At 62.5% G+C, this 23,447-nt stretch carries 22 protein-coding genes; 4 read left to right on the forward strand and 18 right to left on the reverse strand.

The annotated features are described in order from the left end of the window. The first annotated feature begins 25 nt into the window (after window positions 1-25). Both BHD07_RS30055 and mazG read left to right on the forward strand, forming a co-directional pair. Window positions 26-613, forward strand: a complete 588-nt coding sequence (locus BHD07_RS30055; protein ID WP_100673928.1) for a deaminase — start codon at window positions 26-28, stop codon at window positions 611-613. Between the two features lie 3 nt (window positions 614-616). After that, window positions 617-1,450, forward strand: coding sequence for a nucleoside triphosphate pyrophosphohydrolase (mazG, locus tag BHD07_RS30060; RefSeq protein ID WP_338284138.1), 834 nt, complete (start codon window positions 617-619; stop codon window positions 1,448-1,450). 345 nt (window positions 1,451-1,795) lie between these two features. Here mazG and BHD07_RS30065 read toward each other — a convergent pair whose 3' ends face one another. From BHD07_RS30065 to dusB, 10 genes are all read right to left on the reverse strand, one after another. Further along, window positions 1,796-2,086, reverse strand: a complete 291-nt coding sequence (locus BHD07_RS30065) for a GIY-YIG nuclease family protein (RefSeq protein ID WP_100673929.1) — start codon at window positions 2,084-2,086, stop codon at window positions 1,796-1,798. Between the two features lie 335 nt (window positions 2,087-2,421). After that, window positions 2,422-3,819, reverse strand: a complete 1,398-nt coding sequence (gene hflX / locus BHD07_RS30070) for a GTPase HflX (RefSeq protein WP_100673930.1) — start codon at window positions 3,817-3,819, stop codon at window positions 2,422-2,424. 6 nt (window positions 3,820-3,825) lie between these two features. Then, on the reverse strand, window positions 3,826-4,068 hold the full coding sequence (hfq, locus tag BHD07_RS30075; RefSeq protein ID WP_003535434.1) for an RNA chaperone Hfq: 243 nt from the start codon (window positions 4,066-4,068) through the stop codon (window positions 3,826-3,828). A 100-nt stretch (window positions 4,069-4,168) separates the two neighbouring features. Next, on the reverse strand, window positions 4,169-5,032 hold the full coding sequence (locus BHD07_RS30080) for a D-amino-acid transaminase (protein WP_018097795.1): 864 nt from the start codon (window positions 5,030-5,032) through the stop codon (window positions 4,169-4,171). A gap of 11 nt (window positions 5,033-5,043) precedes the next feature. Further along, window positions 5,044-6,420 (reverse strand): Trk system potassium transporter TrkA, encoded by a 1,377-nt coding sequence (gene trkA, locus BHD07_RS30085; protein ID WP_003535437.1) that lies wholly within the window; start codon window positions 6,418-6,420, stop codon window positions 5,044-5,046. 174 nt (window positions 6,421-6,594) lie between these two features. After that, complete coding sequence (gene ntrX / locus BHD07_RS30090; RefSeq protein ID WP_018097797.1) at window positions 6,595-7,959, reverse strand: two-component system response regulator NtrX; 1,365 nt, start codon at window positions 7,957-7,959, stop codon at window positions 6,595-6,597. Beyond that, window positions 7,949-10,264, reverse strand: coding sequence for a two-component system sensor histidine kinase NtrY (gene ntrY, locus BHD07_RS30095; RefSeq protein WP_338284139.1), 2,316 nt, complete (start codon window positions 10,262-10,264; stop codon window positions 7,949-7,951). The genes ntrX and ntrY overlap by 11 nt, the downstream gene beginning before the upstream one ends. A gap of 178 nt (window positions 10,265-10,442) precedes the next feature. Further along, window positions 10,443-11,897 (reverse strand): nitrogen regulation protein NR(I), encoded by a 1,455-nt coding sequence (gene ntrC / locus BHD07_RS30100; protein WP_018097799.1) that lies wholly within the window; start codon window positions 11,895-11,897, stop codon window positions 10,443-10,445. After that, window positions 11,894-13,042: a two-component system sensor histidine kinase NtrB gene (locus BHD07_RS30105; RefSeq protein WP_018097800.1), complete on the reverse strand. Its 1,149-nt coding sequence runs from the start codon at window positions 13,040-13,042 to the stop codon at window positions 11,894-11,896. The genes ntrC and BHD07_RS30105 overlap by 4 nt, the downstream gene beginning before the upstream one ends. Continuing rightward, entirely contained in the window at window positions 13,039-14,067 is a 1,029-nt protein-coding gene (dusB, locus tag BHD07_RS30110) for a tRNA dihydrouridine synthase DusB (protein WP_100673933.1), read from the reverse strand. The genes BHD07_RS30105 and dusB overlap by 4 nt, the downstream gene beginning before the upstream one ends. Before the next feature lie 148 nt (window positions 14,068-14,215). On the opposite strand from dusB, the gene BHD07_RS30115 reads away from it, so the two are divergent. After that, on the forward strand, window positions 14,216-15,448 hold the full coding sequence (locus tag BHD07_RS30115; protein WP_337422820.1) for a bifunctional 2-C-methyl-D-erythritol 4-phosphate cytidylyltransferase/2-C-methyl-D-erythritol 2,4-cyclodiphosphate synthase: 1,233 nt from the start codon (window positions 14,216-14,218) through the stop codon (window positions 15,446-15,448). Then, window positions 15,429-15,926: a CinA family protein gene (locus BHD07_RS30120; protein WP_100673934.1), complete on the forward strand. Its 498-nt coding sequence runs from the start codon at window positions 15,429-15,431 to the stop codon at window positions 15,924-15,926. Before BHD07_RS30115 ends, BHD07_RS30120 begins: the two co-directional genes overlap by 20 nt. Here the strand turns inward: BHD07_RS30120 and BHD07_RS30125 are convergent. The 8 genes from BHD07_RS30125 to BHD07_RS30160 all read right to left on the reverse strand — a co-directional run bounded on the left by BHD07_RS30125 (window position 15,914) and on the right by BHD07_RS30160 (window position 23,440). Beyond that, window positions 15,914-16,363 (reverse strand): type II toxin-antitoxin system RatA family toxin, encoded by a 450-nt coding sequence (locus tag BHD07_RS30125; RefSeq protein ID WP_100673935.1) that lies wholly within the window; start codon window positions 16,361-16,363, stop codon window positions 15,914-15,916. The two genes, BHD07_RS30120 and BHD07_RS30125, sit on opposite strands and share 13 nt — an antisense overlap. Window positions 16,364-16,522: 159 nt before the next feature. Continuing rightward, window positions 16,523-17,494, reverse strand: a complete 972-nt coding sequence (lipA, locus tag BHD07_RS30130) for a lipoyl synthase (protein ID WP_018097805.1) — start codon at window positions 17,492-17,494, stop codon at window positions 16,523-16,525. A 134-nt stretch (window positions 17,495-17,628) separates the two neighbouring features. Next, a complete protein-coding gene (locus BHD07_RS30135; protein ID WP_018097806.1) occupies window positions 17,629-17,880 on the reverse strand; it encodes a GlsB/YeaQ/YmgE family stress response membrane protein in 252 nt (83 codons plus the stop codon). 75 nt (window positions 17,881-17,955) lie between these two features. Next, a complete protein-coding gene (lpdA, locus tag BHD07_RS30140; RefSeq protein WP_338284140.1) occupies window positions 17,956-19,401 on the reverse strand; it encodes a dihydrolipoyl dehydrogenase in 1,446 nt (481 codons plus the stop codon). Between the two features lie 17 nt (window positions 19,402-19,418). Then, window positions 19,419-20,000, reverse strand: coding sequence for a GNAT family N-acetyltransferase (locus BHD07_RS30145; RefSeq protein ID WP_100673937.1), 582 nt, complete (start codon window positions 19,998-20,000; stop codon window positions 19,419-19,421). Window positions 20,001-20,002: 2 nt separating this feature from the next. Next, window positions 20,003-20,644, reverse strand: a complete 642-nt coding sequence (locus BHD07_RS30150; RefSeq protein WP_100673938.1) for an SGNH/GDSL hydrolase family protein — start codon at window positions 20,642-20,644, stop codon at window positions 20,003-20,005. Between the two features lie 56 nt (window positions 20,645-20,700). Further along, window positions 20,701-22,047, reverse strand: coding sequence for a pyruvate dehydrogenase complex dihydrolipoamide acetyltransferase (locus BHD07_RS30155; RefSeq protein WP_338284141.1), 1,347 nt, complete (start codon window positions 22,045-22,047; stop codon window positions 20,701-20,703). A gap of 13 nt (window positions 22,048-22,060) precedes the next feature. Beyond that, complete coding sequence (locus tag BHD07_RS30160; RefSeq protein WP_100673940.1) at window positions 22,061-23,440, reverse strand: pyruvate dehydrogenase complex E1 component subunit beta; 1,380 nt, start codon at window positions 23,438-23,440, stop codon at window positions 22,061-22,063. Window positions 23,441-23,447 lie beyond the last annotated feature (7 nt).

A 23,447-nucleotide genomic window follows, 5' to 3' on the forward strand; every position in this document is an offset into this window, starting at 1 on the left:
GCCGGCTCAAGCAGGAGACCGAGACATGACACAAACCCAACTGGCAGAGCGCCTGCTGACCGTCATCGAAGAGGACATACTTCCGCTCACCGAGAAGGGCGTAGCCGACGGCAACAAGGTGTTCGGCGCCGCGATCCTGCGCAAGTCCGATCTGTCGCTGGTACTGGCCGAAACCAATAACGAGACCGAGAATCCGCTGTGGCATGGCGAGGTGCACACGCTCAAGCGCTTCTACGAGATGGCCGAGACGCCGGACACGCGCGAGCTGATCTTCCTGTCGACGCATGAGCCCTGCTCCATGTGTCTCTCGGCGATCACCTGGGCAGGTTTCGATAACTTCTACTACTTCTTCAGCCACGAGGATTCGCGCGACAGCTTCGCTATTCCGCATGACCTGAAAATCCTGAAGGAGGTCTTCCGCCTCGAACCGGGCGGCTACGCCCGGCAGAATGCATTCTGGAAATCGGCGTCCATCGCGACACTGATGCAGGAGACCGATCCGGAAACGCGGCAGCGGCTCACCGGCCAGGACGCCCGCATCCGGGCACGCTACGATCGTCTGTCCGATACCTATCAGGCGAGCAAAGACACCAACGCCATACCGCTGAACTGAGCCATGGAAGCCTCCCGCGACATTCAACGCCTGCTCGACATCATGGCCGCGCTCCGCGACCCGGAGACAGGCTGCCCTTGGGACGTCGTGCAGACGTTCGATACGATCCGGCCTTACACGATCGAAGAGGCCTACGAGGTCGCAGACGCGATCGAGCGTCATGATATGGACGACCTGTGCGACGAACTCGGGGACCTTTTGCTGCAGGTGGTGTTTCACGCACGCATGGCCGAGGAAGCCGGCGTGTTTTCCTTCGGCGACGTCGTCGAAGCCATCACGCGGAAGATGATCCGCCGCCATCCGCATGTCTTCGCCCGCTCCGACGCCGACACCGCCGAGGCGGTGAAGCTGCAATGGGACGAGATCAAGCAGGCCGAGAAAGCCGACCGGCGGCAACGGCGCCTGCAGCGCGGCGCGTCGCAAGAGGAGCATGCCGGGCATCTCGGCTCGATCCAGCGCAGTTTTCCCGCGTTGGTCGAGGCGCTGAAGCTGCAGGAACGGGCGGCAAAGGTCGGCTTCGACTGGTCCGAGCCGGAGCCGATCCTCGACAAGGTCGAGGAGGAAATCGGCGAGCTGCGGCAGGCACTGAAGGACGGTGACCGGGGGAAGGTCGCGGACGAGCTCGGCGACCTGATCTTCGCGCTCGTCAATATCGGCCGCCATGTCGGCACCGATCCGGAAATGGCGCTGCGCGGCACCAATACCAAGTTCCGGCGCCGCTTCGGCCACATCGAAAAGGAACTGGAAGCCGGAGGCGAAACGCTCGATGCGGCATCGCTGGAGCGCATGGAAGAACTCTGGCAGGCGGCGAAGGCTATCGAAAGGCAGCTGACCTAGGCTTGTGCCCGCTGCGTCTATGCTGTTCCTTGTATCTGCCTGTCACAGGAATCCAGCTGGAAAGACTCTTCCGCGCCGCAGACGCGGCGCTGCTGGATCCCTGTGACGAGCACAGGGATGAGGGTGGAAGGGGTGCGGTCGTTCAGAAAACTTCTCACAGCCCGTGCGGATAGTGGACGAAGGTTTCTGTCACACCCGTGCCCTCCTCATTCCTGTGCTTGTCACAGGAATCCAGCCAGACCAAGTCCTTGGGCTGGAAAGACTCTTCCGCGCCGCAGAAGCGGCGCAGCTCTCATCCCTGTGACGAGCACAGCGATGAGGGATGAGAGGGTCCCTCGGCGCGTTTCATAAACCGTGAAGATAGTGAGAGATATCTTCCCATTCCGGGTTTAATTCTTCTATCAACTTAAGCTTCCACTTCCTCGGCCATTTCTTCATCGTCTTCTCCCGCATGATGGCGGAAGTCAGCAGGTCGAACTCCTCGAACCACACCAAGGTCTTCACGCCGTATCTGGACGTGAACCCAGGCGTCAGATCGTTCTGGTGCTCCAGGAGGCGGCGCGGCAGGTCCCGGGTCACGCCCGTGTACAGCGTCCCGTTGCGCTTCGATGCGAGAATGTAGACGTAACCTTTCATTGCGTGAAAGGTTGACCGTTCCCTCGCATTTTCGCAATCGGAAGTTGTAGCACCCAAACCTCCCCGGCCCTCATTCCTGTGCTTGTCACAGGAATCCAGCCGGACCAAGTCATTGGACTGGAAGGACTCTTCCGCGCCGCAGACGCGGCGCTGCTGGATCCCTGTGACGAGCACAGGGATGAGGTGGAGAGGGTGCGGTCCCTCGGCGCGCTTCATTGCGCCGCAGACGCGGCGCTGCTCTCATCCCTGTGACGAGCACAGGGATGAGGGAAGGCCCTCGGAAAACTTCTCATGGCTGTGCGGGAAATTAGGGAATGGCGCAACACGCCAGGATGCTACCAATCCTCTTGGATGGCCTTCGGGCCGTTGCCCAGCCGTCTCTCGAGCTCGGTGGCCTCTCCCTCCGTCAGACGGAGATCCAGGCTCACGCGCCCATCTTCGAGATCTTCGCGGCCGTCGACGATCGCATGCTGGTAAACCCAGGGCAGCAACTGTAGCTGATCGAGACCCAGAACGACGGTGCACTCGGTCATGACGCCCGAAAGACGCCGGCCTATTTCAGCGAGAAGATCGTCCACACCTTCGCCGGTCATGGCCGAGACGGCGACCGTGTTGTCGGCGCTCGCGGCCTTCTTCACCAGCGCTTCGCGCACTTCCGGCTCTACCTTGTCGATCTTGTTCCAAACCTCGACAATGCGCTCGGCCCCCTCCTTCTCGTCAATGCCGAGATCGGCCAGGATACGCAGCACGTCGCTTGCCTGCGCCTGATTATCCGGATCGGACAGATCGCGCACATGCAGGACCAGGTCGGCCTCGAGTACCTCTTCCAGCGTCGCCCTGAAGGCGGCGACCAGATGCGTCGGCAGATCGGAAATGAAGCCGACGGTGTCGGAGAGGATGACCATACGCCCATGCGGCAGTTTCAGCCGCCTCAGCGTCGGATCCAGCGTGGCGAAGAGCATGTCCTCGGCGAGCACACCGGCCCCGGTCATCCGGTTGAAAAGCGTCGATTTGCCCGCGTTTGTATAGCCTACCAGCGCGACGATCGGATGCGGCACCTTCTTGCGCTTCGACCGATGAAGCTGGCGCGTGCGCCGCACCTGCTCCAACTCGCGCTCCAGTTTGACGATCCTGTCCTGCAGCAGCCGGCGGTCGGCCTCGATCTGCGTTTCGCCGGGTCCGCCCATGAAACCCGCGCCGCCACGCTGCCGTTCGAGGTGCGTCCAGCTGCGGACCAGGCGACCCTTCTGATAATTGAGATGTGCAAGATCGACCTGCAGCGTGCCCTCCCTGGTGGAGGCGCGCCGGCCGAAGATTTCCAGAATGAGGCCGGTGCGGTCGATGACCTTGGCGTTCCATTCCTTCTCGAGATTGCGCTGCTGGACGGGCGTCAGCGGGTGATCGACGATCACGAGCCCCGCATCCTTATCGCTCAGAACGTGGCCGATCTCCTCGATCTTGCCGGTGCCGAGCAGCGTGCCCGGTTTCGGCTGGGCGACGGGAACGATCATGCCGTGAACGACGTCAAGGTCGATGGCGAGCGCCAGGCCCGTCGCCTCCTCCAGCCGGCTTTCGTCCGAACGCGTGGCGGGCTGCGCAACGATGTCGGCAGACGCCTTCCCGGTTTTTTTCAGGATCGGAACGATGACGACGGCACGCGAATCATCACGGAGCGTCTCGAGCTCCGGAATGATCGACGACGATTTTGAATCACGCTTGGTAATGTTCCTCACATCCCGTCAGGAGGCAGCTTCCTCATTCTCGAACATCTGCAACGGCTGGCCCGGCATGATCGTCGAGATGGCGTGCTTGTAGACGAGCTGAGAATGACCGTCGCGGCGCAACAGCACACAGAAATTGTCAAACGATGTTACGACACCCGTCAGCTTGACGCCGTTGATGAGGAAAATGGTCAAAGAAATCTTTTGCTTGCGGACCGTGTTGAGAAAGAGATCCTGCAAGTTTTGAGAACGTTCCGCCATCGCGCCGCTTCTTTCTTATTTGCCGGCGTTCTTGCGCCGGTGCATTTTGTTAATTTTTAAGGTGTCACGTACGATCCCGGCACCTCCGCAGGGTTTGGTATCAAATCACCGTCTTTTCCGCAATGTCGAAAAAGGCCTCGCGAATATTCTGTGCTATGCTTCCCGGATGGCCGTTGCCGATCGTCTTTCCGTCAACGGAAACGACGGGAAAGCAGATGCTGGTAGCAGCGGTGATGAAGACCTCCCGCGCCGCGAGCATTTCTTCCACGGAGAAGGCCTTTTCCTCGATCTTGAGGCCCAGCGGCTTGGCTACGTCCATCAGGGTGGTGCGGGTCACGCCGCGCAGAATGCCGTTCTCCGCCGGGCGGGTGCGTAACGTCCCTTCACGGTCCACGATCCATACATTCGTCGCCGCACCCTCTTTGACCGTGCCGTCCACGTCGACGAAGATCGCCTCCTGCGCGCCCGCTTCCTTCGCCCGCTGACGGGCAAGCACATTCGGGAGAAGGCCGACGCTCTTGATGTCGACGCGGTCCCACCGGTTCTCCGGCACCGTTATCGCAGATATGCCCTCGGCATTTTTCCGGGCGATCGCCCCGGGGTCCGTGCGCTTGGCGGTGACGACGATCGACGGCGGCGTGTCCGCATCAGGAAAAACATGATCCCGACGCCCGACGCCGCGGGTCACCTGCAGATAGAAGAGCCCGTTGCGGACCCTGTTTCGGCGCAGCACCTCCCGGATGACATGGATCAGCGCCGCACGGCTCATCGGCCAGCCTATCCTGAGTTCGCCCAGGGATCGCCCAAGACGATCGAGGTGCCGGGTCAGGTCGATGATGAAGCCGTGGCGCACCTCGCAGACCTCGTAGACGCCGTCGGCAAACTGGTAACCGCGGTCCTCGACGTGAATGGCGGCTTCGGCGTGCTGGACGTAAGTGCCGTTGACATAGGCGATTCTCGGCATGGCTGAGGTCCTCAGAAATATTGAATGCTGACGCGGAAGAGCTGTTCGACATCGCGGACGGTCTCGGCGGCCGCGAGGAGGACCACGCGGTCCTTCGCCTTGATCCGCGTGTTGCCGTCCGGGCGCACATAGGCCTTGTCGCGATAGAGCGCGCCAATGCGGATGCCCTCCGGCAATTCGAGCTCGCGCAGCGCCTTGCCGACCAGCGGAGAGGTTTCGAGCGCCTCGGCCTCGATCACCTCTGCCATGCCGTTCTGCACTGCATAGACCGACCGGATGCGGCCTTTTCGCACGTGCTGCAGCACACGCGAGATGGTGACGGCGCGCGGATTGATATAGGCATCGACACCGGCAGCGCCGGCGAAGTCCTGATAGGCGGGTTCGTTGATCAGCACGAGGGTCGACTTCGCTCCCAGCCTCCTGGCAAGCATGCTTCCGAGGATGTTGATCTGATCGTTATTCGTCAGCGCGACGACGAGATCCGCCTCCTGGACATCCGCTTGCGCCAGGATCCGCTGGTCCATGGCCGAGCCGTGGAGGACCACCGTGCTGTTGAGCTTGTCGGCGACGAGCACGGCGCGGTCACGGTCGTTTTCGACGAGTTTCACCCGCATGCGCGGCTGCTGTTCCTCGATCGTTCGGGCGACGAAATAGCCGATATTGCCGGCGCCGAGGATGATGATCCGCCGCGCCTCCTGTTCTTCATGGCCGAAGAGCGCCAGCGTGCGGCGGGCATGGTCGCGGTCGCAGACCACATAGGCGAGATCGCCGGTCTTCAACTGGTCGGAGGAATGCGGAACTATCAGCTTGCCATCCCGGAAGATACCGGTGACGGTCGCGTGCAGATCGGGAAAGAGCTCGCTCAATTGCTGCAGAGGCGTGTCGACGACCGGGCAGTCTTCCATACATTCGATCGCAACCATCGCGATCCGATCATCCGCGAAGCGCACCACGTCGGTGGCACCGGGAAAGGAAATACGCCGAAGCACAAGCCGCCCTACCTCGATTTCCGGAGAGATCGTCACGTCGATCGGGACGTTCTCGCGCGAAAAGAGGTCGGAATATTCGGGCGCCAGATAGCTCTGCGCGCGGATGCGGGCGACCTTGGTCGGTACGTTGAAAATCGCATGCGCTACTTCGCAGGCGACGATGTTGACCTCATCGTACAGCGTTACCGCGATGAGCATGTCGGCCTGATCGGCGCCCGCCTTCGCCAGTACATCCGGATGCGCCCCGTGGCCGACGTAACCGCGCACGTCCAGCGTCTCGGTTATGTAGGCAATCAGCGCGGCCGACGTATCGATCACCGAAACGTCGTTATTCTCGCGCGACAGCCGCTCGGCGATGCCGTAGCCGACCTGCCCTGCCCCGCATATGATCACCTTCATTGCTATTCCTTACGTCTGGGACGGATCTGCAGATGGCTCTAGAGCACTTCCAGCAAAAGTGTGTAACGGTTTTCCGGCCGGAAGTCGTTGGATCAAAGGGTTGGAGCGTTTCAGTGTCTCCATGAAACATTGAAATGCTCGAGATGGGGCGAAATACGCCCCTTCCGTTTTCAATTACACGCCCAACGACTTCAGCTTGCGATGAAGGGCGGAGCGCTCCATTCCCACGAATTCCGCAGTGCGCGAGATATTTCCGCCGAAGCGGTTGATCTGGGCGATCAGATAATCGCGTTCGAACATCTCGCGAGCCTCCCGCAGCGGCAAGGTCATGATGTGCTGATCGCTTTGCGCCGAAATCTTCGGCAGGGTGTCCCCCACCTCGTTCGGCAGCATGTCGGCGGTGATCGGCGTATCGGGACCGTCGCTGCGCGCAAGGATCATCAGGCGCTCGATGTTGTTGCGCAACTGGCGGATATTGCCGGGCCAATCATGCGCCTGCAGCACGGCCAGCGCATCCTCGCCTATCTTGCGGGGGCGGATGCCGGCCTGTTCACTTACCTGTCGCATGAACATGTCGACCAGGAAAGGGATGTCCTCGCGCCGCTCCGCAAGGGCGGGAACGCGCACCGGAATGACGGCAAGCCGGTGATACAGGTCCTCGCGGAAAAGGCCCTCGGTGATCATGTTCTCGAGATTGTAGGCGGTCGAGGAGATGATGCGGACATCGACCTTGACGCGCTTGGAGCCGCCGACCCTCTCGAACTGCTGATCGACGAGGACGCGCAGGATCTTGTTCTGCGTTTCGCGCGGCATTTCGCCGACCTCGTCCAGGTAGAGGATGCCCCCATGGGCCTCCTCGAGTGCACCGGTGCGGCGCGGCTGCCCCGCAGTTCCTTCGGTACCGAAAAGCGCGATCTCCATTCTGTCGGGCGTGATCGCAGCCGCATTGAGAGCCACGAAAGGACCGTTGGCACGCGCGGACTTACGATGGATCATCCGCGCGACCAGTTCCTTGCCGGAGCCGGACGGTCCCTGGATCATGATGCGGCTGTTGGTCGGTGCCACTTTCTCGATCATTTGGCGCAGCTGCGACACGGCAACCGAGGTTCCGATCAGCTCCACCGGATCGCCCGACTTCCTTTTCAGCTCGGAGACTTCGCGCTTGAGCTTGGAATTCTCGAGCGCCCTCTCGGCGATCAGGATCAGCCGGTCGGCCTTGAACGGCTTCTCGATGAAATCATAGGCTCCGCGCTTGATCGCGGAGACGGCGGTTTCGATGTTGCCGTGACCCGAGATCATCACCACCGGCAAGTCGGGGTGGCGGTTCTTGATCTCGTCGAGCAGTGCCAAACCGTCGAGCTTGCTTCCCTGCATCCAGATGTCCAGGAAGATCAGGCGCGGCACACGGTCGTTGATGGCCGCGAGCGCGCTCTCGCTGTCGAAAGCGGTCCGCGTTTCATGGCCCTCGTCCGACAGGATTCCCGAGACGATCTCGCGAATATCCTCCTCGTCATCCACAACCAGAATATCAGCCGCCATTGGTATTACCCTTATCCTTTAAATTATCTTCGCCCCCGGTCTCGCCGGCAGGCGGCAGAACCACCCGGATCATCGCCCCGGCGCCGCCGTCGAAGTCCGGCGGTGCGTCGTGCAGTTCCAGTTGCCCGCCGTGGTCCTCGATGATCTTCTTGACGATAGCGAGGCCGAGACCGGTGCCCTTATCCCGCATCGTCATGTACGGCTCCAGAATTCGGTGCCGGTTCTCGGTCGGAAGCCCCTTGCCGTTGTCGATGACGTCGACCACGAACCGGCCGGTGGTATCATCGCGACGGGATCGGATGAGGACCGTCGGCGCGCCTCGCGACGTTCCCGCGGGCACGGCTTCGATCGCCTCCACCGCGTTCTTGACGAGATTGCCGAATGCCTGACCCAGCATGCGGCCATCGAACTGCCCCTCGAGCGGTTCGTCGCCGAAATCGCGGACGAAGTTGATGTGGCTGTTGCCCATCTCGCGCAGGAATACGGCGTCCTTCAGGATCGCCCGCAGGTCGGACTTCTCCTTCGTCGGCTTCGGCATGCGCGCAAAGGCGGAGAATTCGTCGACCATCCGGCCGATGTCCTCGACCTGGCGCACGATCGTTTCGGTGCACTGGTCGAAGACCGCACGATCCTCCTGATCGATCTGCCTGCCGTAGCGGCGTTTCAGCCTCTCGGCCGAGAGCTGGATCGGCGTCAGCGGGTTCTTGATCTCGTGCGCAATGCGGCGAGCGACGTCCGCCCAGGCGGTGGAGCGCTGCGCGATTACCAGATCCGTGATGTCGTCGACGGTGATGACATAGGAGCCATGCGATTCGTCGCCCTCCTCCCGCGTCACCTGAACATTCATCGTGCGCTCGGTGCCGCCGCGCATGATGTTGATCTGCTTGCGGTAATCGTTGCGGTAGCGGCTCTCGGCCTCAACCAGAACCGCTTCGATTTCCGGGGCCACGTCGCTCAGATTCGCGCCGATGAGCTCCGGCGCCGCCTTTTTCAGCATCCCCTCCGAAGACGGATTGAAGATGGTGATCCGTCGATCCCTGCCGACGCCGATGACCGCTGCCGTCACGCCGGAGAGCACTGCCTCGATAAAGCGGCGGCGTTGGTCGACCTCGTCCTTCGCCACCAGAATCTGATCCTGCTGGGTCCGAATTTCGCTCACCATCTTGTTGAACGTGCGCGACAGGTTGCCGACGTCGCCGTCGACGGCGCGCACGGGAACGACGACGTCGAGATTGCCGGAGGCGACGCTGTCGGCCGCGCCGATCAGCTGCCGGATCGGCCGGACGATGCGGTCGGCGACCGCAATGGCCGTCCAGATCGCCGCCAGCAGCACGATCAGGGCAAAACCGATGTAAAGGACGCCGAAGGCGATCTGCAGGGAGGTACGCCCGGCCTCGAGCGTCTTGTATTCCGCAGTGTTCTCTTCCATCAGCCGCATCGATCGCATGACTTCCGGATCGACGTTTCTGACGGTGTAGAGATAGGTGCCGGGAATGTTTTCGAGCGGAATGACCGCCCCCACCAGATTGGTCACGCCCGGAGGGATAAGCGTCGGCTGGCCGGCAATGGTGCTTTTCAGTGCGTCCTGCGGGATCGCCGGCAGCGGACGATCGGTCGAAATATTGGCCTGGAGTATGGCGCTGCCGTCGGCGCGCACGAGGAATGCGCCGAGCATGCCGCGCCCCCTCGCCTGCCGTGTCATCAGCTCGACGAAGCCGGTACGGTCGAGGCTATAGAGCTGGCGATTGCGCTCCAGGTCGTTGGCCATCGACACCGTCTGACCCTGAAGGTAGCTGGCATTCTCGAGGACATAGGCCTGCGCGACGTTCAGGGAGGAACGGACGATCGCCTGCGTACGCAGCGAGAACCAGCGGTCGAGGCCGACATCGAGGGTAATGCTGGCGAAGATCGCCACGAGGATCGCCGGCGTGATTGCGACGATCGAGAAGAGCGCGACGATGCGCACGTGCAGACGCGCTGCGGCCCTTCCCTTGCTGCGCGCCCTGAGCAGCCTGAAGATCTCGCGAGCGATGAGATAGATCAGGCCCACGACGAAGAGGCCGTTGATGCCGGCGCAGGCGATCACGATGTTTCTCTCGGGACGGATCGGGGTCAGGCCGAGAAGAACGAGCAGCGACAAGGTGGCGCAGATCAGGGCGCCGGTGGCGAGCATAAGCCCCGGCAAGGCGAACGAGGCTCGCCGATCCTGGGCAGCAGTGACTCCGTCCTCCGTGCCCAATGGCAAGGCCATTCCATCCACCATGAAAAGTGCTACCCCCAACCGGCGTACCGACGACACCGGCATACGCCTGCGTCCCGGACCGAGACATTGAACCTTACAGCGCCGCGTCTCCTTTCGGACACGCTAAGCCCCCGCCCGCACCGGTCTGATCGACGGGCTGCGACCGAGCGCCGGCGAATCGGCGCTTATGCGAGGTTCAAGCAACGCATTGTGGCGAAAATGCAACGGTGTTGCATCTCAGTCAAGCGCTACGCGAGCTGCGGTACACCGAGACCCCGAGTTCGCGGATCTTCTTGCGCAGCGTATTGCGGTTTAGACCCAGGAGGTCGGCCGCCTTGATCTGGTTGCCGCGGGTCGCCGTCAGAGCCGCGAGAATCAGAGGATATTCCATTTCCGCAAGGACGCGGTCGTAAAGGCCGGAGGGCGGTAAGGCATCGCCAAAGCTCGCGAAATACTGCCGCATGTTCTCCTCGACCGCCTGCGATATCGACAGCGAGCCCGAGCGCGCCGAAGCCTTCTCGATCGGGCTGTCCGGTATCTCCGAGCGCAGTTCGTTCTCGATGATTTCGCGGGTAATGACATCCTGTGGATAAAGTGCCGTCAGACGGCGAACCAGGTTCTCGAGTTCGCGCACATTGCCCGGCCAGGGATGCGCCTTCATCAGCTCCAGAGCCTCCTGATCGAAGCGCTTGACGTCCAGCCCTTCCTTTTCGGCCTGCTGGACGAAATGGCGGACAAGGTCCGGGATGTCTTCGGCTCGGTCTCTCAGGGGCGGCAGACGGAGCGGCACGACATTCAGGCGATAGTAGAGATCCTCGCGGAAAAGGCCCTGATTGATCGATTGCTTCAGGTCCTTGTTGGTGGCGGCGACGATGCGGACATCCGAGCGGATCGGCGTGCGTCCGCCGACGGTCGTATATTCGCCCTGCTGCAGCACGCGCAGGAGACGCGTCTGCGCATCCATCGGCATGTCGCCGATTTCGTCCAGGAAGAGCGTCCCCCCTTCGGCCTGCTCGAAACGACCGGTAGAGCGCGTCTGGGCGCCGGTGAAAGCCCCCTTCTCATGACCGAACAGCTCCGACTCGATGAGGTCGCGCGGGATCGCCGCCATGTTGATGGCGACAAAGGGGCCGTTTCTCCGCTTGCCATAATCGTGCAATGCACGGGCAACGAGTTCCTTGCCGGTGCCGGACTCGCCGGTGATCATCAGCGTGAGGTCGGTCTGCATCAGCCGGGCAAGCACACGGTAGATTTCCTGCATGGCGGCGGAACGGCCGACGAGCGGCATCCCGTCCTGCGAATCGTCCTCGAGCTTCGAGGGCCGCCGCTTGGGTTCGGCGAGCGCCCGGCCGATGATGCCGATCAGCTCCGTCAGATCGAAGGGCTTCGGCAGATAGTCGTAAGCGCCCTTCTCCGAAGCCTTGATGGCCGTCATGAAGGTATTTTGCGCGCTCATCACGAGAACCGGCAGATCCGGCCGCGCCTTCTTGATCCGCGGCAGGAGATCGAAGGCGTTTTCGTCCGGCATGACGACATCGGTCACGACCAGGTCGCCGTCGCCGGCCGCTATCCAGCGCCAGAGGGTTGCAGCATTGGAGGTGATGCGCACATCGTATCCGGCACGGCTGAGCGCCTGGTTCAGCACGGTGCGAATGGCAGCGTCGTCATCCGCGACGAGGATCGTTGCGCCCGTCATCCATCGGTTCCTTTTGTCATCGGAGTTTCGTCATCGGCCGCCAACCCCTTGGATGCCGGCATGAGAACGCGGAAGGTCGTGCGGCTATGCTGGCTGTCGCATTCGACGATGCCGCCGTGGCCGCCGATGATCTTGGCCACAAGCGCCAGGCCGAGACCGGACCCGTTCGTCTTGGTGGTGATGAACGGGTCGAAAAGATGCGGCAGCAGATCGGGGGGGACGCCTGGACCGTTGTCATGCACGCAGAATTCCAGCGGCAGCGAAATCTTTTCGCGCGTTCCGGCGACCGACAGGCGAATGCCCGGCCGATAGGCCGTCGTCAGCAGAATCTCGCCGTCCGACCTGTCGCCGATCGCCTCGGCCGCATTCTTGATCAGATTCAGGAAGACCTGAACCAACTGGTCGCGGTTTGCGAAAACCGGGGGAAGCGACGGATCGTAATGTTCCGAGATCTTGATTCTCCGGGCAAATCCGGCCTTGGCGATCGCCTTGACGTGGTCGAGCACCGCATGGATGTTGAGCGGCAGTCGGTCGACCGGGCGCTCGTCCGAGAAGACCTCCATCCGGTCTACGAGCGAGACGATGCGGTCCGTTTCGTCGCAGATCAGTCTCGTCAGGGCGCGATCCTCGTCATTGACGGAGGTTTCCAGGAGCTGCGCGGCACCGCGAATGCCCGAAAGCGGATTCTTGATCTCGTGGGCGAGCATCGAAGCAAGGCCGGTGACGGACCGCGCTGCGGCACGGTGGGTGAGCTGGCGGTCGATCTTGTCCGCCATGGACCGCTCCTGGAAGACGATCACCACCGATCCGGGTTGCGACAGTACCGGGGCCACATAAAGGTCGACGAGCTTGTCGGCTCCAAGGCGCGGAGAGCTGAGGTCCACCCGGTACTCGTTGACCGCCGCCCGCCGCTCACGAACCTGCTCGATCAGCGTCAGGAGCGGGCTGCCGAACGGAATGAAGGCGCTGATATCGTGCCGCGCAAGATGGTTGGCGCTGGCCCCGAAGAAGGATTCGGCCTCCCAGTTCGCAAAGGCGACGAAGCCATTCTCATCCACCAGGATGACCGGATTCTGGATCGCGTTCAGCACGGCCATGGAAAGATCGTTGGCGCCTTCCACCGGTGCCGTTGCCTTCTCGGTCATGCCGCAATCTCCTCCCTCGCCGCCGCATCGCCGGAGCGAGCAATGGCGGCTACCACGCTGTCGCGCACGAAAGTCGTATCGGTCGATGTCAGAATCGCGGCCTTTTCCGAAGCGGGAAGCTCGGGCGCGAAACGATCGAGATACCAGCCCGCGTGTTTGCGGGCGGTCCGCAGCCCGACCTCCACGCCGTAGAATTCGAGCATCATCTCGTAATGCTCCGCAAATATGCAGGCGACGCCCGACGCATCCGGGTGAGCCGCAGCGCCGGCGAGAACGCCGGCATGCCACGGCCGCCCCTGGCACGATCGACCGACCATGACGGCGTCCGCACCCGACCGGCGCAGAATCTCGTGCGCATCGGCAACCGAACCCACATCGCCATTGGCAATCAGCGGAACGGAGACCACCTCGCGGACGGCGCGAATCGCATCCCAATCGGCCTTGCCGTTGTAGAATTGCATGCGTGTGCGTCCATGAATGGTGATCGCCTTCACGCCTGCCTCCTCGGCCCTGCGGGCAATCAGCGGCGCGTTGATCGAATTCTCGTCCCAGCCGAGGCGCATCTTGAGCGTGACCGGGACCGTGGCTGCGTTGACCGTCGCTTCGATCAGCGAAAGCGCGTGATCCGGATCGCGCATCAGCGCAGATCCGGAATAGCCGCCGGTGACCTTCTTCGCAGGGCAGCCCATGTTGATGTCGATGATGTCGGCGCCATTGGCCTCGACGATCCTCGCCGCCTCGGCCATCCAATGCGCCTCACGCCCGGCGAGTTGCACGATGTGAGGATCGATGCCGGAGTTCTTCAGCCGCGCCCAGGATTCGGCGGCATTACCGACCAGTTCGCGGCTCGCCACCATCTCGGTCACGACGAACCCGGCCCCGAAACGCCAGGCAAGCGTACGAAAGGGCAGATCCGTCACGCCGGACATCGGCGCGAGTGCTACGCGATTGCGGATTTCGACATTCCCGATCAGAAGCGAGGGTGAAAAAGCCGTCGAGGGCAAATGCATATCTTTCAGGCACATGAAAATCGTGCACTATTTTTAGACATTGTTCTTCTGCTTGCCAAGCCTTTTCGACGCGCGGGACAAAATTCCTCGCATGGCTGGCCATGGCAGGACCTTCGCGGTACATCACGGCGAATATTGGCGAATGCGGGACCACATACAGAAGATGCAAGGCGAAGAACAGTTCTCCTGCGGCGTCGTGATCGTTGCGGCCGGCCGCGGCGAGCGCGCCGGCCAGTCGGCCGAGGGACCGAAGCAATACCGCACGATCGGTGATCGCCCCGTTATCGCCCATACGCTTGACATTTTCGCGACATGGCCCGGAACGGGACCTGTCGTCGTCGTGATCCACCCGGACGATGAAGAACTGTTCGCGGCGGCCCGCCGCCGGATGGCGGTAACTTCGGAGCTGACAGTGGTCCACGGCGGAGCGACACGCCAGCTTTCGGTGCTTGCCGGGCTGGAAGCGGTCGCCGCGACAGGCGTGGAATACGTGATGATCCACGACGCGGTGCGACCCTTTTTCGATCACGCACTGCTCGATCGCTGCGGTGCGGCGCTTCGTGGCGGCGCCCAGGCCCTCTTGCCGGCAATTGCAGTCGCCGACACGCTGAAGCGTACGACGCCAGACGGCCTCGTCGCCGAGACCGTTCCGCGAACCGATCTCTACGCCGCTCAGACGCCGCAGTGCTTCCGCCTCGAGCCGATCCTCTCCGCTCACCGGCAAGCGGCGGCAGGCGGCAGGTCCGACTTTACGGACGACGCCTCGATCGCCGAATGGGCCGGCATCCCCGTCCTTCTGGTGGAAGGAACCGTGGACAACTTCAAGTTGACGCTCCGGAGGGACCTGTCGATGGCAGACGAGAAACTGACCCGCATGGCCATTCCCGATGTGCGCACCGGCAACGGCTATGACGTGCATCAACTCGTGGACGGCGACGGGGTAACCCTCTGTGGTGTCTTCATCCCCCACGACCGCAAACTCTCCGGCCATTCCGACGCGGACGTAGCCCTGCATGCCTTGACGGACGCCCTGCTCGCCACTTGCGGTGCCGGCGATATCGGCGACCACTTCCCACCATCCGACCCGCAATGGAAGGGCGCGGCTTCGCGCATCTTTCTCGAACACGCTGCGCAGATCGTCCGCGAGCGCGGCGGCACTATTACCAATGCCGACATATCGCTGATCGCCGAGGCGCCCAAGGTCGGGCCGCACCGTCAGCAGATGCGAGAAAACCTTGCAGCGATACTCGGCATTTCGCTCGACCGCTGTTCGGTCAAGGCGACGACCAACGAGAAACTCGGTTTTGTCGGGCGGAACGAAGGAATTGCGGCGATCGCCACCGCGACCGTCGTCTATGCATCACGGAGCAAGCCCGATGTGGACGACCGATACTGAAGAGAAAGCGCGGGCTATAATCCGGGATCTCACCTCCCTCGGACTGAAGCTGGCGACGGCGGAGTCTTGCACCGGCGGCCTGATCGCCGGCGCCTTGACGGAAATCGCAGGCTCGTCCTCCGTCGTCGACCGCGGCTTCGTCACCTATTCCAACGAAGCCAAGGTCGAGATGCTTGGCGTTAATCCCGCAACGCTTGCCGCACATGGAGCCGTCTCGCGTGAGACGGCCATCGAAATGGCCCGCGGCGCGGTTTCGCACTCAGCCGCCGATATCGCCATAGCCGTTACGGGCATAGCCGGCCCGGGCGGCGGCTCCGCCGAGAAGCCCGTTGGCCTCGTTCATCTCGCCGCCGCCGCCCGTGACGGCGCGACGGTTCACCGGGAGATGCGTTACGGAGACATCGGCCGAGGTGCGGTGCGGCTTGCCACCGTGCATACGGCGCTCGATCTGGTCGCAGAACTGGCTCACGCCCCGTAGATCACATCCGCCCGCTTTTCGAATGCTTCGGAGAACATGCGGAAGGCGCGATCGAACATCGAGCCCATGAGCGCGCCCAGAAGGCGGCTCTTGAATTCATAGTCGATGCAGAAATGCACGATCGATTGGTTATCGTTCACGGGCTCGAAACGCCAGACATTGTCGAGGTACTTGAACGGACCCTCGATATAGTTGACGTCGATGATCTGCTCTTCCCTTTTGAGAAGCACCTGCGTCGTGAATGTTTCCCGGATCGCCTTATAGCCCACGGTCATGTCGGCAAGCAGCAGCACCTTGCCGTCGCGCTCCTTGCGTGAGCGTACGCTCAGCGCTTCGCAAAGGGGCAGGAACTCCGGATAGCGCTCGACATCGGCGACGAGAGCGAACATCTGCTCGGCCGAGTGCTTGACGACGTGGTTGGTTTCGAAATGGGGCATGGATTGTGAGTTAAGGCTGCAGCGCGAGAAGATCAAGGAGGCGGCGCATTTGTGCCCGGCTTCTCGCTGGTGGTCGCGGAGTGTTGCCACGAGGCTCCTTCGCCCCGCCTGCGGGGAGAAGGTGGCCGGCAGGCCGGATGAGGGGCGGAAGCAGGCGGACTACTCCGCCGCAGCCGCCAGCTTCTTCTCGCGCGCCGCCTTCAGCCGGGCGAAGTCGTCGCCGGCATGGTGGGACGACCGCGTCAGCGGGCTCGAGGACACCATCAGGAAGCCCTTGGTGTAGGCGACCGTCTCGTAGGACTTGAATTCTTCCGGAGTGACGAATTTCTCGACCTTGTGATGCTTGCGGCTCGGCTGCAGATATTGGCCGATCGTCAGGAAATCGACATCGGCGGTACGCAGGTCGTCCATCAGCTGCAGCACTTCGTTGCGCTCCTCGCCGAGGCCGACCATGATCCCCGACTTGGTGAACATGGTGGGGTCGAGTTCCTTCACGCGCTGCAGAAGCCGGATCGAGTGGAAATAGCGCGCGCCCGGTCTGACCGTCAGGTAGTTGGACGGAACCGTTTCGAGATTGTGGTTGAAAACGTCCGGCTTGGCGGCCACGACACGCTCCAGCGCGCCGGGCTTGCGCAGGAAATCGGGCGTCAGGATTTCGATCGTGGTTTCCGGCGAGGCTTCCCGGATCGCGAAGATGACCTTCTCGAAATGCTCGGCGCCGCCATCGTCGAGGTCGTCGCGATCGACGGAGGTGATGACGACATGGCTCAGGCCCATCTGCTTCACCGCCTTGGCGACATTTGCGGGCTCGTCCAGATCGAGGGCATTGGGCTTGCCCGTCGCGACATTGCAGAAGGCACAGGCACGCGTGCAGATCTCGCCCATGATCATGAACGTCGCGTGCTTCTTGTCCCAACACTCGCCGATGTTCGGGCACCCGGCTTCCTCGCAGACCGTAACGAGCTTATGGCTCTTCACGATCGAGCGGGTCTCCTGATATCCCTTGGAGGTCGGTGCCTTCACACGGATCCAGTCCGGCTTGCGCAGGACCTCGGTGTCGGGCCGGTGGGCCTTTTCCGGGTGACGAACACGCTGCGCCCGATCCGAGACGGCGTCGAAAACCGTTACCATGTGTCTTCCTTCATAGTGACGGGCGAGCGGCAACAAGGCCGCCCGCACCTTGTCGCCTTATATAAACAGCCGGACATGAAAAGTCAGGCCACCATTTGCATGGCAGCCTGACGGCAAGCGATGGGTGAATGGCCCTACCCTCGGACGGCGCGGCCAGCTGCGATCAACAGGCAGGCACCGATGAATCCGATGATGAGATAGGCGATCCAGCCGCTGTAAGCCATGCCGAGCGCCGCTAGAATGAAATTCAACACCACGGCGCCGATAATGCCGAGGATGATGTTGGCGAACAGCCCCATCTGGCTGTTCATGAATTTTTCCGCCAGCCAGCCGGCAAGCCCGCCGATGATGATCGCCGCCAGGATACCTACGCCATTCAAGCTCATGAGAACCTCCCCGCATTGTAGATGTCATGCAATCAATGCGTGAAAAAGCCGAAAGTTCCGGACGGCCGCGCGTCATCAGGCGTTCAATACTCTGCCGTAGGCATCGAGCACGCTTTCCTTCATCATCTCCGAGAGGGTCGGGTGCGGGAACACGGTGTGCATCAGTTCCTCTTCGGTCGTCTCCAGGTTCATGGCGACGACGAAGCCCTGGATGAGTTCCGTCACTTCGGCGCCTACCATATGGGCGCCGATGAGTTCGCCGGTCTTCTTGTCGAAGATGGTCTTGATCAGGCCCTGGTCTTCGCCGAGCGCGATCGCCTTGCCGCTTGCGCCGAAGCTGTATCGGCCGACGCGGATGTCGCGGCCGAGTTCCTTGGCCTTCGCTTCCGTAAGGCCCACGGAGGCGACCTGCGGGTCGCAATAGGTGCAGCCGGGGATCTTGCCCTTGTCGAGCGCGTGCACGCCGGGAACCCCGGCAATCTTCTCGATGCAGATGACGCCCTCATGCTCGGCTTTGTGGGCCAGCATCGGCGGCCCGGCGACGTCGCCGATCGCATAGATGCCCGCGACATTGGTCTTGCCGTAGCCATCGGTGACGATGCAGCCGCGGTCGGTCTTCACGCCGAGAGCCTCGAGGCCGAGATTCTCGATGTTGCCCTGAACGCCGACGGCGGAGATCAGACGGTCCGCCTTGATCGGCGTGACCTTGCCGTCCTTCGTCTCCACATGCGCCGTGACGTCGTTCGCGCCCTTCTCGACCTTCGTCACCTTGGCATCGGTGATGATTTTCAGGCCGCGCTTTTCGAGCTGCTTACGGGCCAAGGCGGAAATTTCCGCATCCTCGACCGGCATGATCTGCGGCAGCAGTTCGACGACGGTCACGTCGACGCCCATCGAGCGGTAGAAGCTCGCGAATTCGATGCCGATCGCGCCGGAGCCCATGACGAGCAGCGACTTCGGGAACTCCTCCGGCTTCATCGCCTCGAAATAGGTCCAGATCAGCTTGCCGTCCGGCTCGATGCCGGGGAGCGCTCGCGGGCGCGCGCCGGTCGCGACGATGATGTGCTTGGCCGTATAGGTCCCCTCTCCCTTGACGCCCTTCGGAACCGGGTTCTGCGGCTGGACGGCCGGCTTGGACGGCGCGCCGACGACGATCTCGCCGGGTTTGGTGAGCTTCGCCTCGCCCCAGATCACGTCCACCTTGTTCTTCTTCATCAGGAAGGCGACGCCGCCGTTCAGCCGCGCAGAGACACCGCGCGAGCGGGCGACGACATCCTTGACGTTGGCGGTCATCTTGCCTTCGAGGGTCAGCCCGTAGTTCTTGGCATGGTTGGCATGGTCGAGAATTTCGGCGGAGCGCAACAGCGCCTTCGTCGGAATGCAGCCCCAGTTGAGGCAGATCCCACCCAAATGCTCCCGCTCGACGATCGCCGTCTTCAAGCCCAGCTGCGCCGAACGAATGGCGGTCACGTATCCGCCCGGACCCGAACCGACAACGATCACGTCGTAATTCTCAGCCATGTTTTTCCTACCTTTGGTCAAGCGGCGTTGCGGGTGAAAAGCACCCAGTCGTGTTTTCTGCTGTCTTCGAAGAGCGGCACGGCCTCGGACCGCGCCACCTCCTCGAAGCCGTTCATCCTGTAGAGCGCCTGCGCCGTTTCATTGTGGCTTTCGGTGATCAGGCTCACCGGCCCCTGCCCAGCGCGGGAAATCTCGTTCTCGAGCAGAGCGCGGCCAATGCCTTTACCACGGTGATGGCGGTAAACGCCGAGGCTATCGACGAACCAGTGGCCGACCACCTGCTTCTGCAGGAAAAGCAAGGGCGCAAGCACGGGATGTTTCGGCTCGATCTCGAGAATCGATGCATCGATGCCGTAGGAAACCGACATGCCGACGATCTCGTCTCCGATTTCGGCCACCACCGCATCGCGCCAGGCACCCGGCCCGGTATCCCGACGCAGCACGTTGCGGCCATGCTCGAAGGCGGATTCCGCGGATTTGCTCAGAACGCCGCCGTACCAGAGCCATGAGGCAAAGCCGTGTGAGGCGATGTCGATCAGGATCGCAAGTTCCGCTGCCTCGCTTCGCTTCGCAGGCCTGAGGGTCGCGCCAGCCGTCATCGTCAAAGCCCGAGCATCATCCGCACGACAGGCTCCAAACCTCTGCCGACCGCCCGGGTGTTCTCCGCGTCGAGGTGGACACCGTCGATCGGCGTCGTCCTGGCCACTGATCCGCCGTCGAAGAAGCCGCAGTCGAGCTCGTCGGCGAGATCGCGATAAAGCGGCGCCAGCATTGCGGATTGCTCGACCCCACCCGCGAACATGGCGGCAAAAGCGCTGTTGGCCGTCTCGCAGAGCGGCGGCGGCGAGACGATGAGGATTTCGGGCCCCTCCTCCGTTTCCGTCGGCCAGTCGTGCCTGCGCACCAGATTGACGAGGCGCTCGATACCCTTCACCGCACCGAAAGCGGTGCCGTGAATGATCGGCTTCATATCGTTCGAGCCGAGCATGAGGAGGATGAGATCGATCGGCGCGTGGGTGTGCAGGAGCGTCGGAAGGACACGCGCCCCGTTCCGGTCGCAATCGGCGAGATGGTCGTCATAGGCGGTCGTCCGCCCGTTCAGCCCTTCGGCGACGACATGCACGTTCGAACCGAGCGCCTTCTGCAGCACGCTCGGCCAGCGGTCCTCCAGCGCATGCCGGCCGGAACCGCTTGCATCGTATCCCCAGGTCAGACTGTCACCGTAGCAAAGGACTGTCTTCATCTGCCTACTCGCTTTTCATGGGGAAAGGACCGGCTGGGAAGCCGGTCCGGATCGCATCAGACGAGCATGCCCATCGGGTTTTCGATGTAGCGCTTGAAGGCGGCGAGCAGTTCGGCGCCGAGCGCGCCATCGACGCAGCGATGGTCGGTCGAAAGCGTGACGGTCATCACATTGGCGATGACCATCTCCTTGTTCTTGACGACGACACGGTCCTCGCCGGCGCCGACCGCGAGGATCGTCGCGTGCGGCGGATTGACGACGGCGGCGAAGTCCTTGACGCCCATCATGCCCATATTCGAAACGGCCGTGGTGCCGCCCTGATATTCTTCAGGCTTCAGCTTGCGCTCCTTGGCGCGCTTGCCGAGATCCTTCATCTCGTTGGAGATCGCCGAGAGGCTCTTCAACTCCGCCTGGCGGACGATCGGCGTGATCAGGCCGCCGGGAATGGAAACCGCAACGCCGACGTCCGCGTGCTTGTGCTTGATCATGTTCTGATCGGTCCAGGACACATTCGCATCCGGAACGTCGCGCAATGCCAGAGCAAGCGCCTTGATCACCATGTCATTCACGGAAAGCTTGTAGACCGGCTTACCGTCCTTTTCAGGTGCTGCGGCGTTCAGCTGGGCGCGCAGCGCCAGAAGCGCGTCGAGCTCGCAATCGACCGAAACATAGAAATGCGGGATCGTCTGCTTCGATTCGACGAGGCGTTTGGCGATCGTCTTGCGCATGCCGTCATGCGGCACGAGTTCGTAGGAGCCCGGCTCGAAGAGCTTGAGGACGGCATCCTCCGACATGCCCTTTGCGAGCGTCGCCGGGGCCGGAGCTGCTGCAGGCGCGGCGGCGGGCTTGGCTGCGCCGCCGGAAACGGCTGCCTCGACGTCCTTCTTGACGACGCGGCCATGCGGTCCGGAACCGGCGATCGCCGAAAGGTCGATGCCTGCCTCCTTAGCGATGCGGCGGGCCAGCGGCGACGAAAAGATCCGCTTGCCTTCGCCGTCGGCGGCGGGTGCAGGAGAAGCCGGAGCAGCAGCCTGCGGTGCCGGCGCTGCGGCGGGTGCCGGCGCTGCGGCGGGTGCCGTTTCGCCTGTTTCCTGCGGCTTCGGTGCCGAGGCTGCTCCCGCTGCACCGTTGCCGCCCTTGGCGGCAGTCGCGACGTCTTCGCCCTCGCCGGCGAGAACCGCGATCAGCGCATTGACCTTGACGCCTTCAGTGCCGGCGGGGACGACGATCTTGGCGACCGTGCCCTCGTCGACGGCTTCCACTTCCATCGTCGCCTTGTCGGTCTCGATCTCGGCGATCACATCGCCGGACTTGACCTTGTCGCCTTCCTTGACCAGCCATTTGGCCAGATTGCCTTCTTCCATGGTCGGAGAGAGGGCCGGCATGGTGATGTTGATTGGCATCGAACGACCCCCTTTATTTGTAGCAGACGGCTTTCACCGCATCGACGACTTCCGCGACATTCGGCAGAGCAAGCTTTTCAAGGTTGGCCGCATAAGGCATCGGCACGTCCTTGCCGGCGATCGTCAGGATCGGCGCATCGAGATAGTCGAAGGCCTGCTGCATGACGCGGGTGGCGATCTCGGTGCCGACGGAGGATTGAGGATAGCCTTCCTCGACGGTAACCAGGCGGCCGGTCTTCTTGACGGATTCGATGACGGTCGGCAGGTCCATCGGACGGATCGTGCGAAGGTCGATGATCTCGACGTCGATACCCTGCGCCTCGAGCTCCGCCGCGGCCTTGATCGCATAGGTCATGCCGATGCCGAAGGAGACGAGCGTCGCGTCCTTGCCGGCACGATGAATGCGGGCCTTACCGATCGGCAGCACGAAATCGTCGAGCTTCGGCACTTCGAAGGACTGGCCGTAAAGGATCTCGTTTTCGAGGAAGATCACCGGGTTCGGATCGCGGATGGCTGCCTTGAGCAGCCCCTTCGCGTCTGCCGCCGTATAGGGCATGACGACCTTCAGGCCCGGAATGTGGCTGTACCAGGCGGCATAGCATTGGGAGTGCTGCGCGGCGACGCGGGCAGCAGCACCGCTCGGCCCGCGGAAGACGATCGGCGCGCCCATCTGGCCGCCGGACATATAGAGCGTCTTGGCGGCCGAGTTGATGATCTGGTCGATCGCCTGCATGGCGAAGTTGAAGGTCATGAACTCGACGATCGGGCGCAGACCCGTCATGGCCGCGCCGACGCCGACGCCGGCAAAGCCATGTTCCGTGATCGGCGTGTCGACCACGCGGCGCGCGCCGAATTCCTGCAACAGGCCCTGCGTGACCTTGTAGGCGCCCTGGTATTCGGCGACCTCTTCGCCCATGACGAAGACGTCCTCATTGGCGCGCATCTCTTCGGCCATCGCGTCCCGAAGCGCTTCGCGGACGGTCATCGTCACCATTTCGGTTCCGGCCGGAATGGCCGGGTCGGAAGGAACCGCCTTGGGCTGCGCCGCGACGGGCGCCGCGGAAGCAGCCGGCGCTTCCGCCTCGGCCGGCTTCGGTGCTTCCGCTTTCGGGGCTTCGGCCTTCATGGTATCGATGTCGCTTGCGGCTTCGCCATCCTGCAACAGCACGGCGATCGGCGTGTTCACCTTCACACCCTCGGTGCCGGCTTCAATCAGCAGCTTGCCGATCGTGCCTTCGTCAACCGCTTCCACTTCCATCGTGGCCTTGTCGGTTTCGATTTCTGCGATGACGTCGCCGGAGGACACCTTGTCCCCCTCGTTCTTCAGCCACTTGGAGAGCGTGCCTTCCTCCATTGTCGGGGAAAGGGCAGGCATAAGGATTTCTACAGGCATATTTGTC

It is taken from the genome of Sinorhizobium sp. KGO-5 (assembly GCF_036245905.1).
In the GTDB taxonomy this organism is placed as follows: domain Bacteria; phylum Pseudomonadota; class Alphaproteobacteria; order Rhizobiales; family Rhizobiaceae; genus Sinorhizobium; species Sinorhizobium meliloti_A.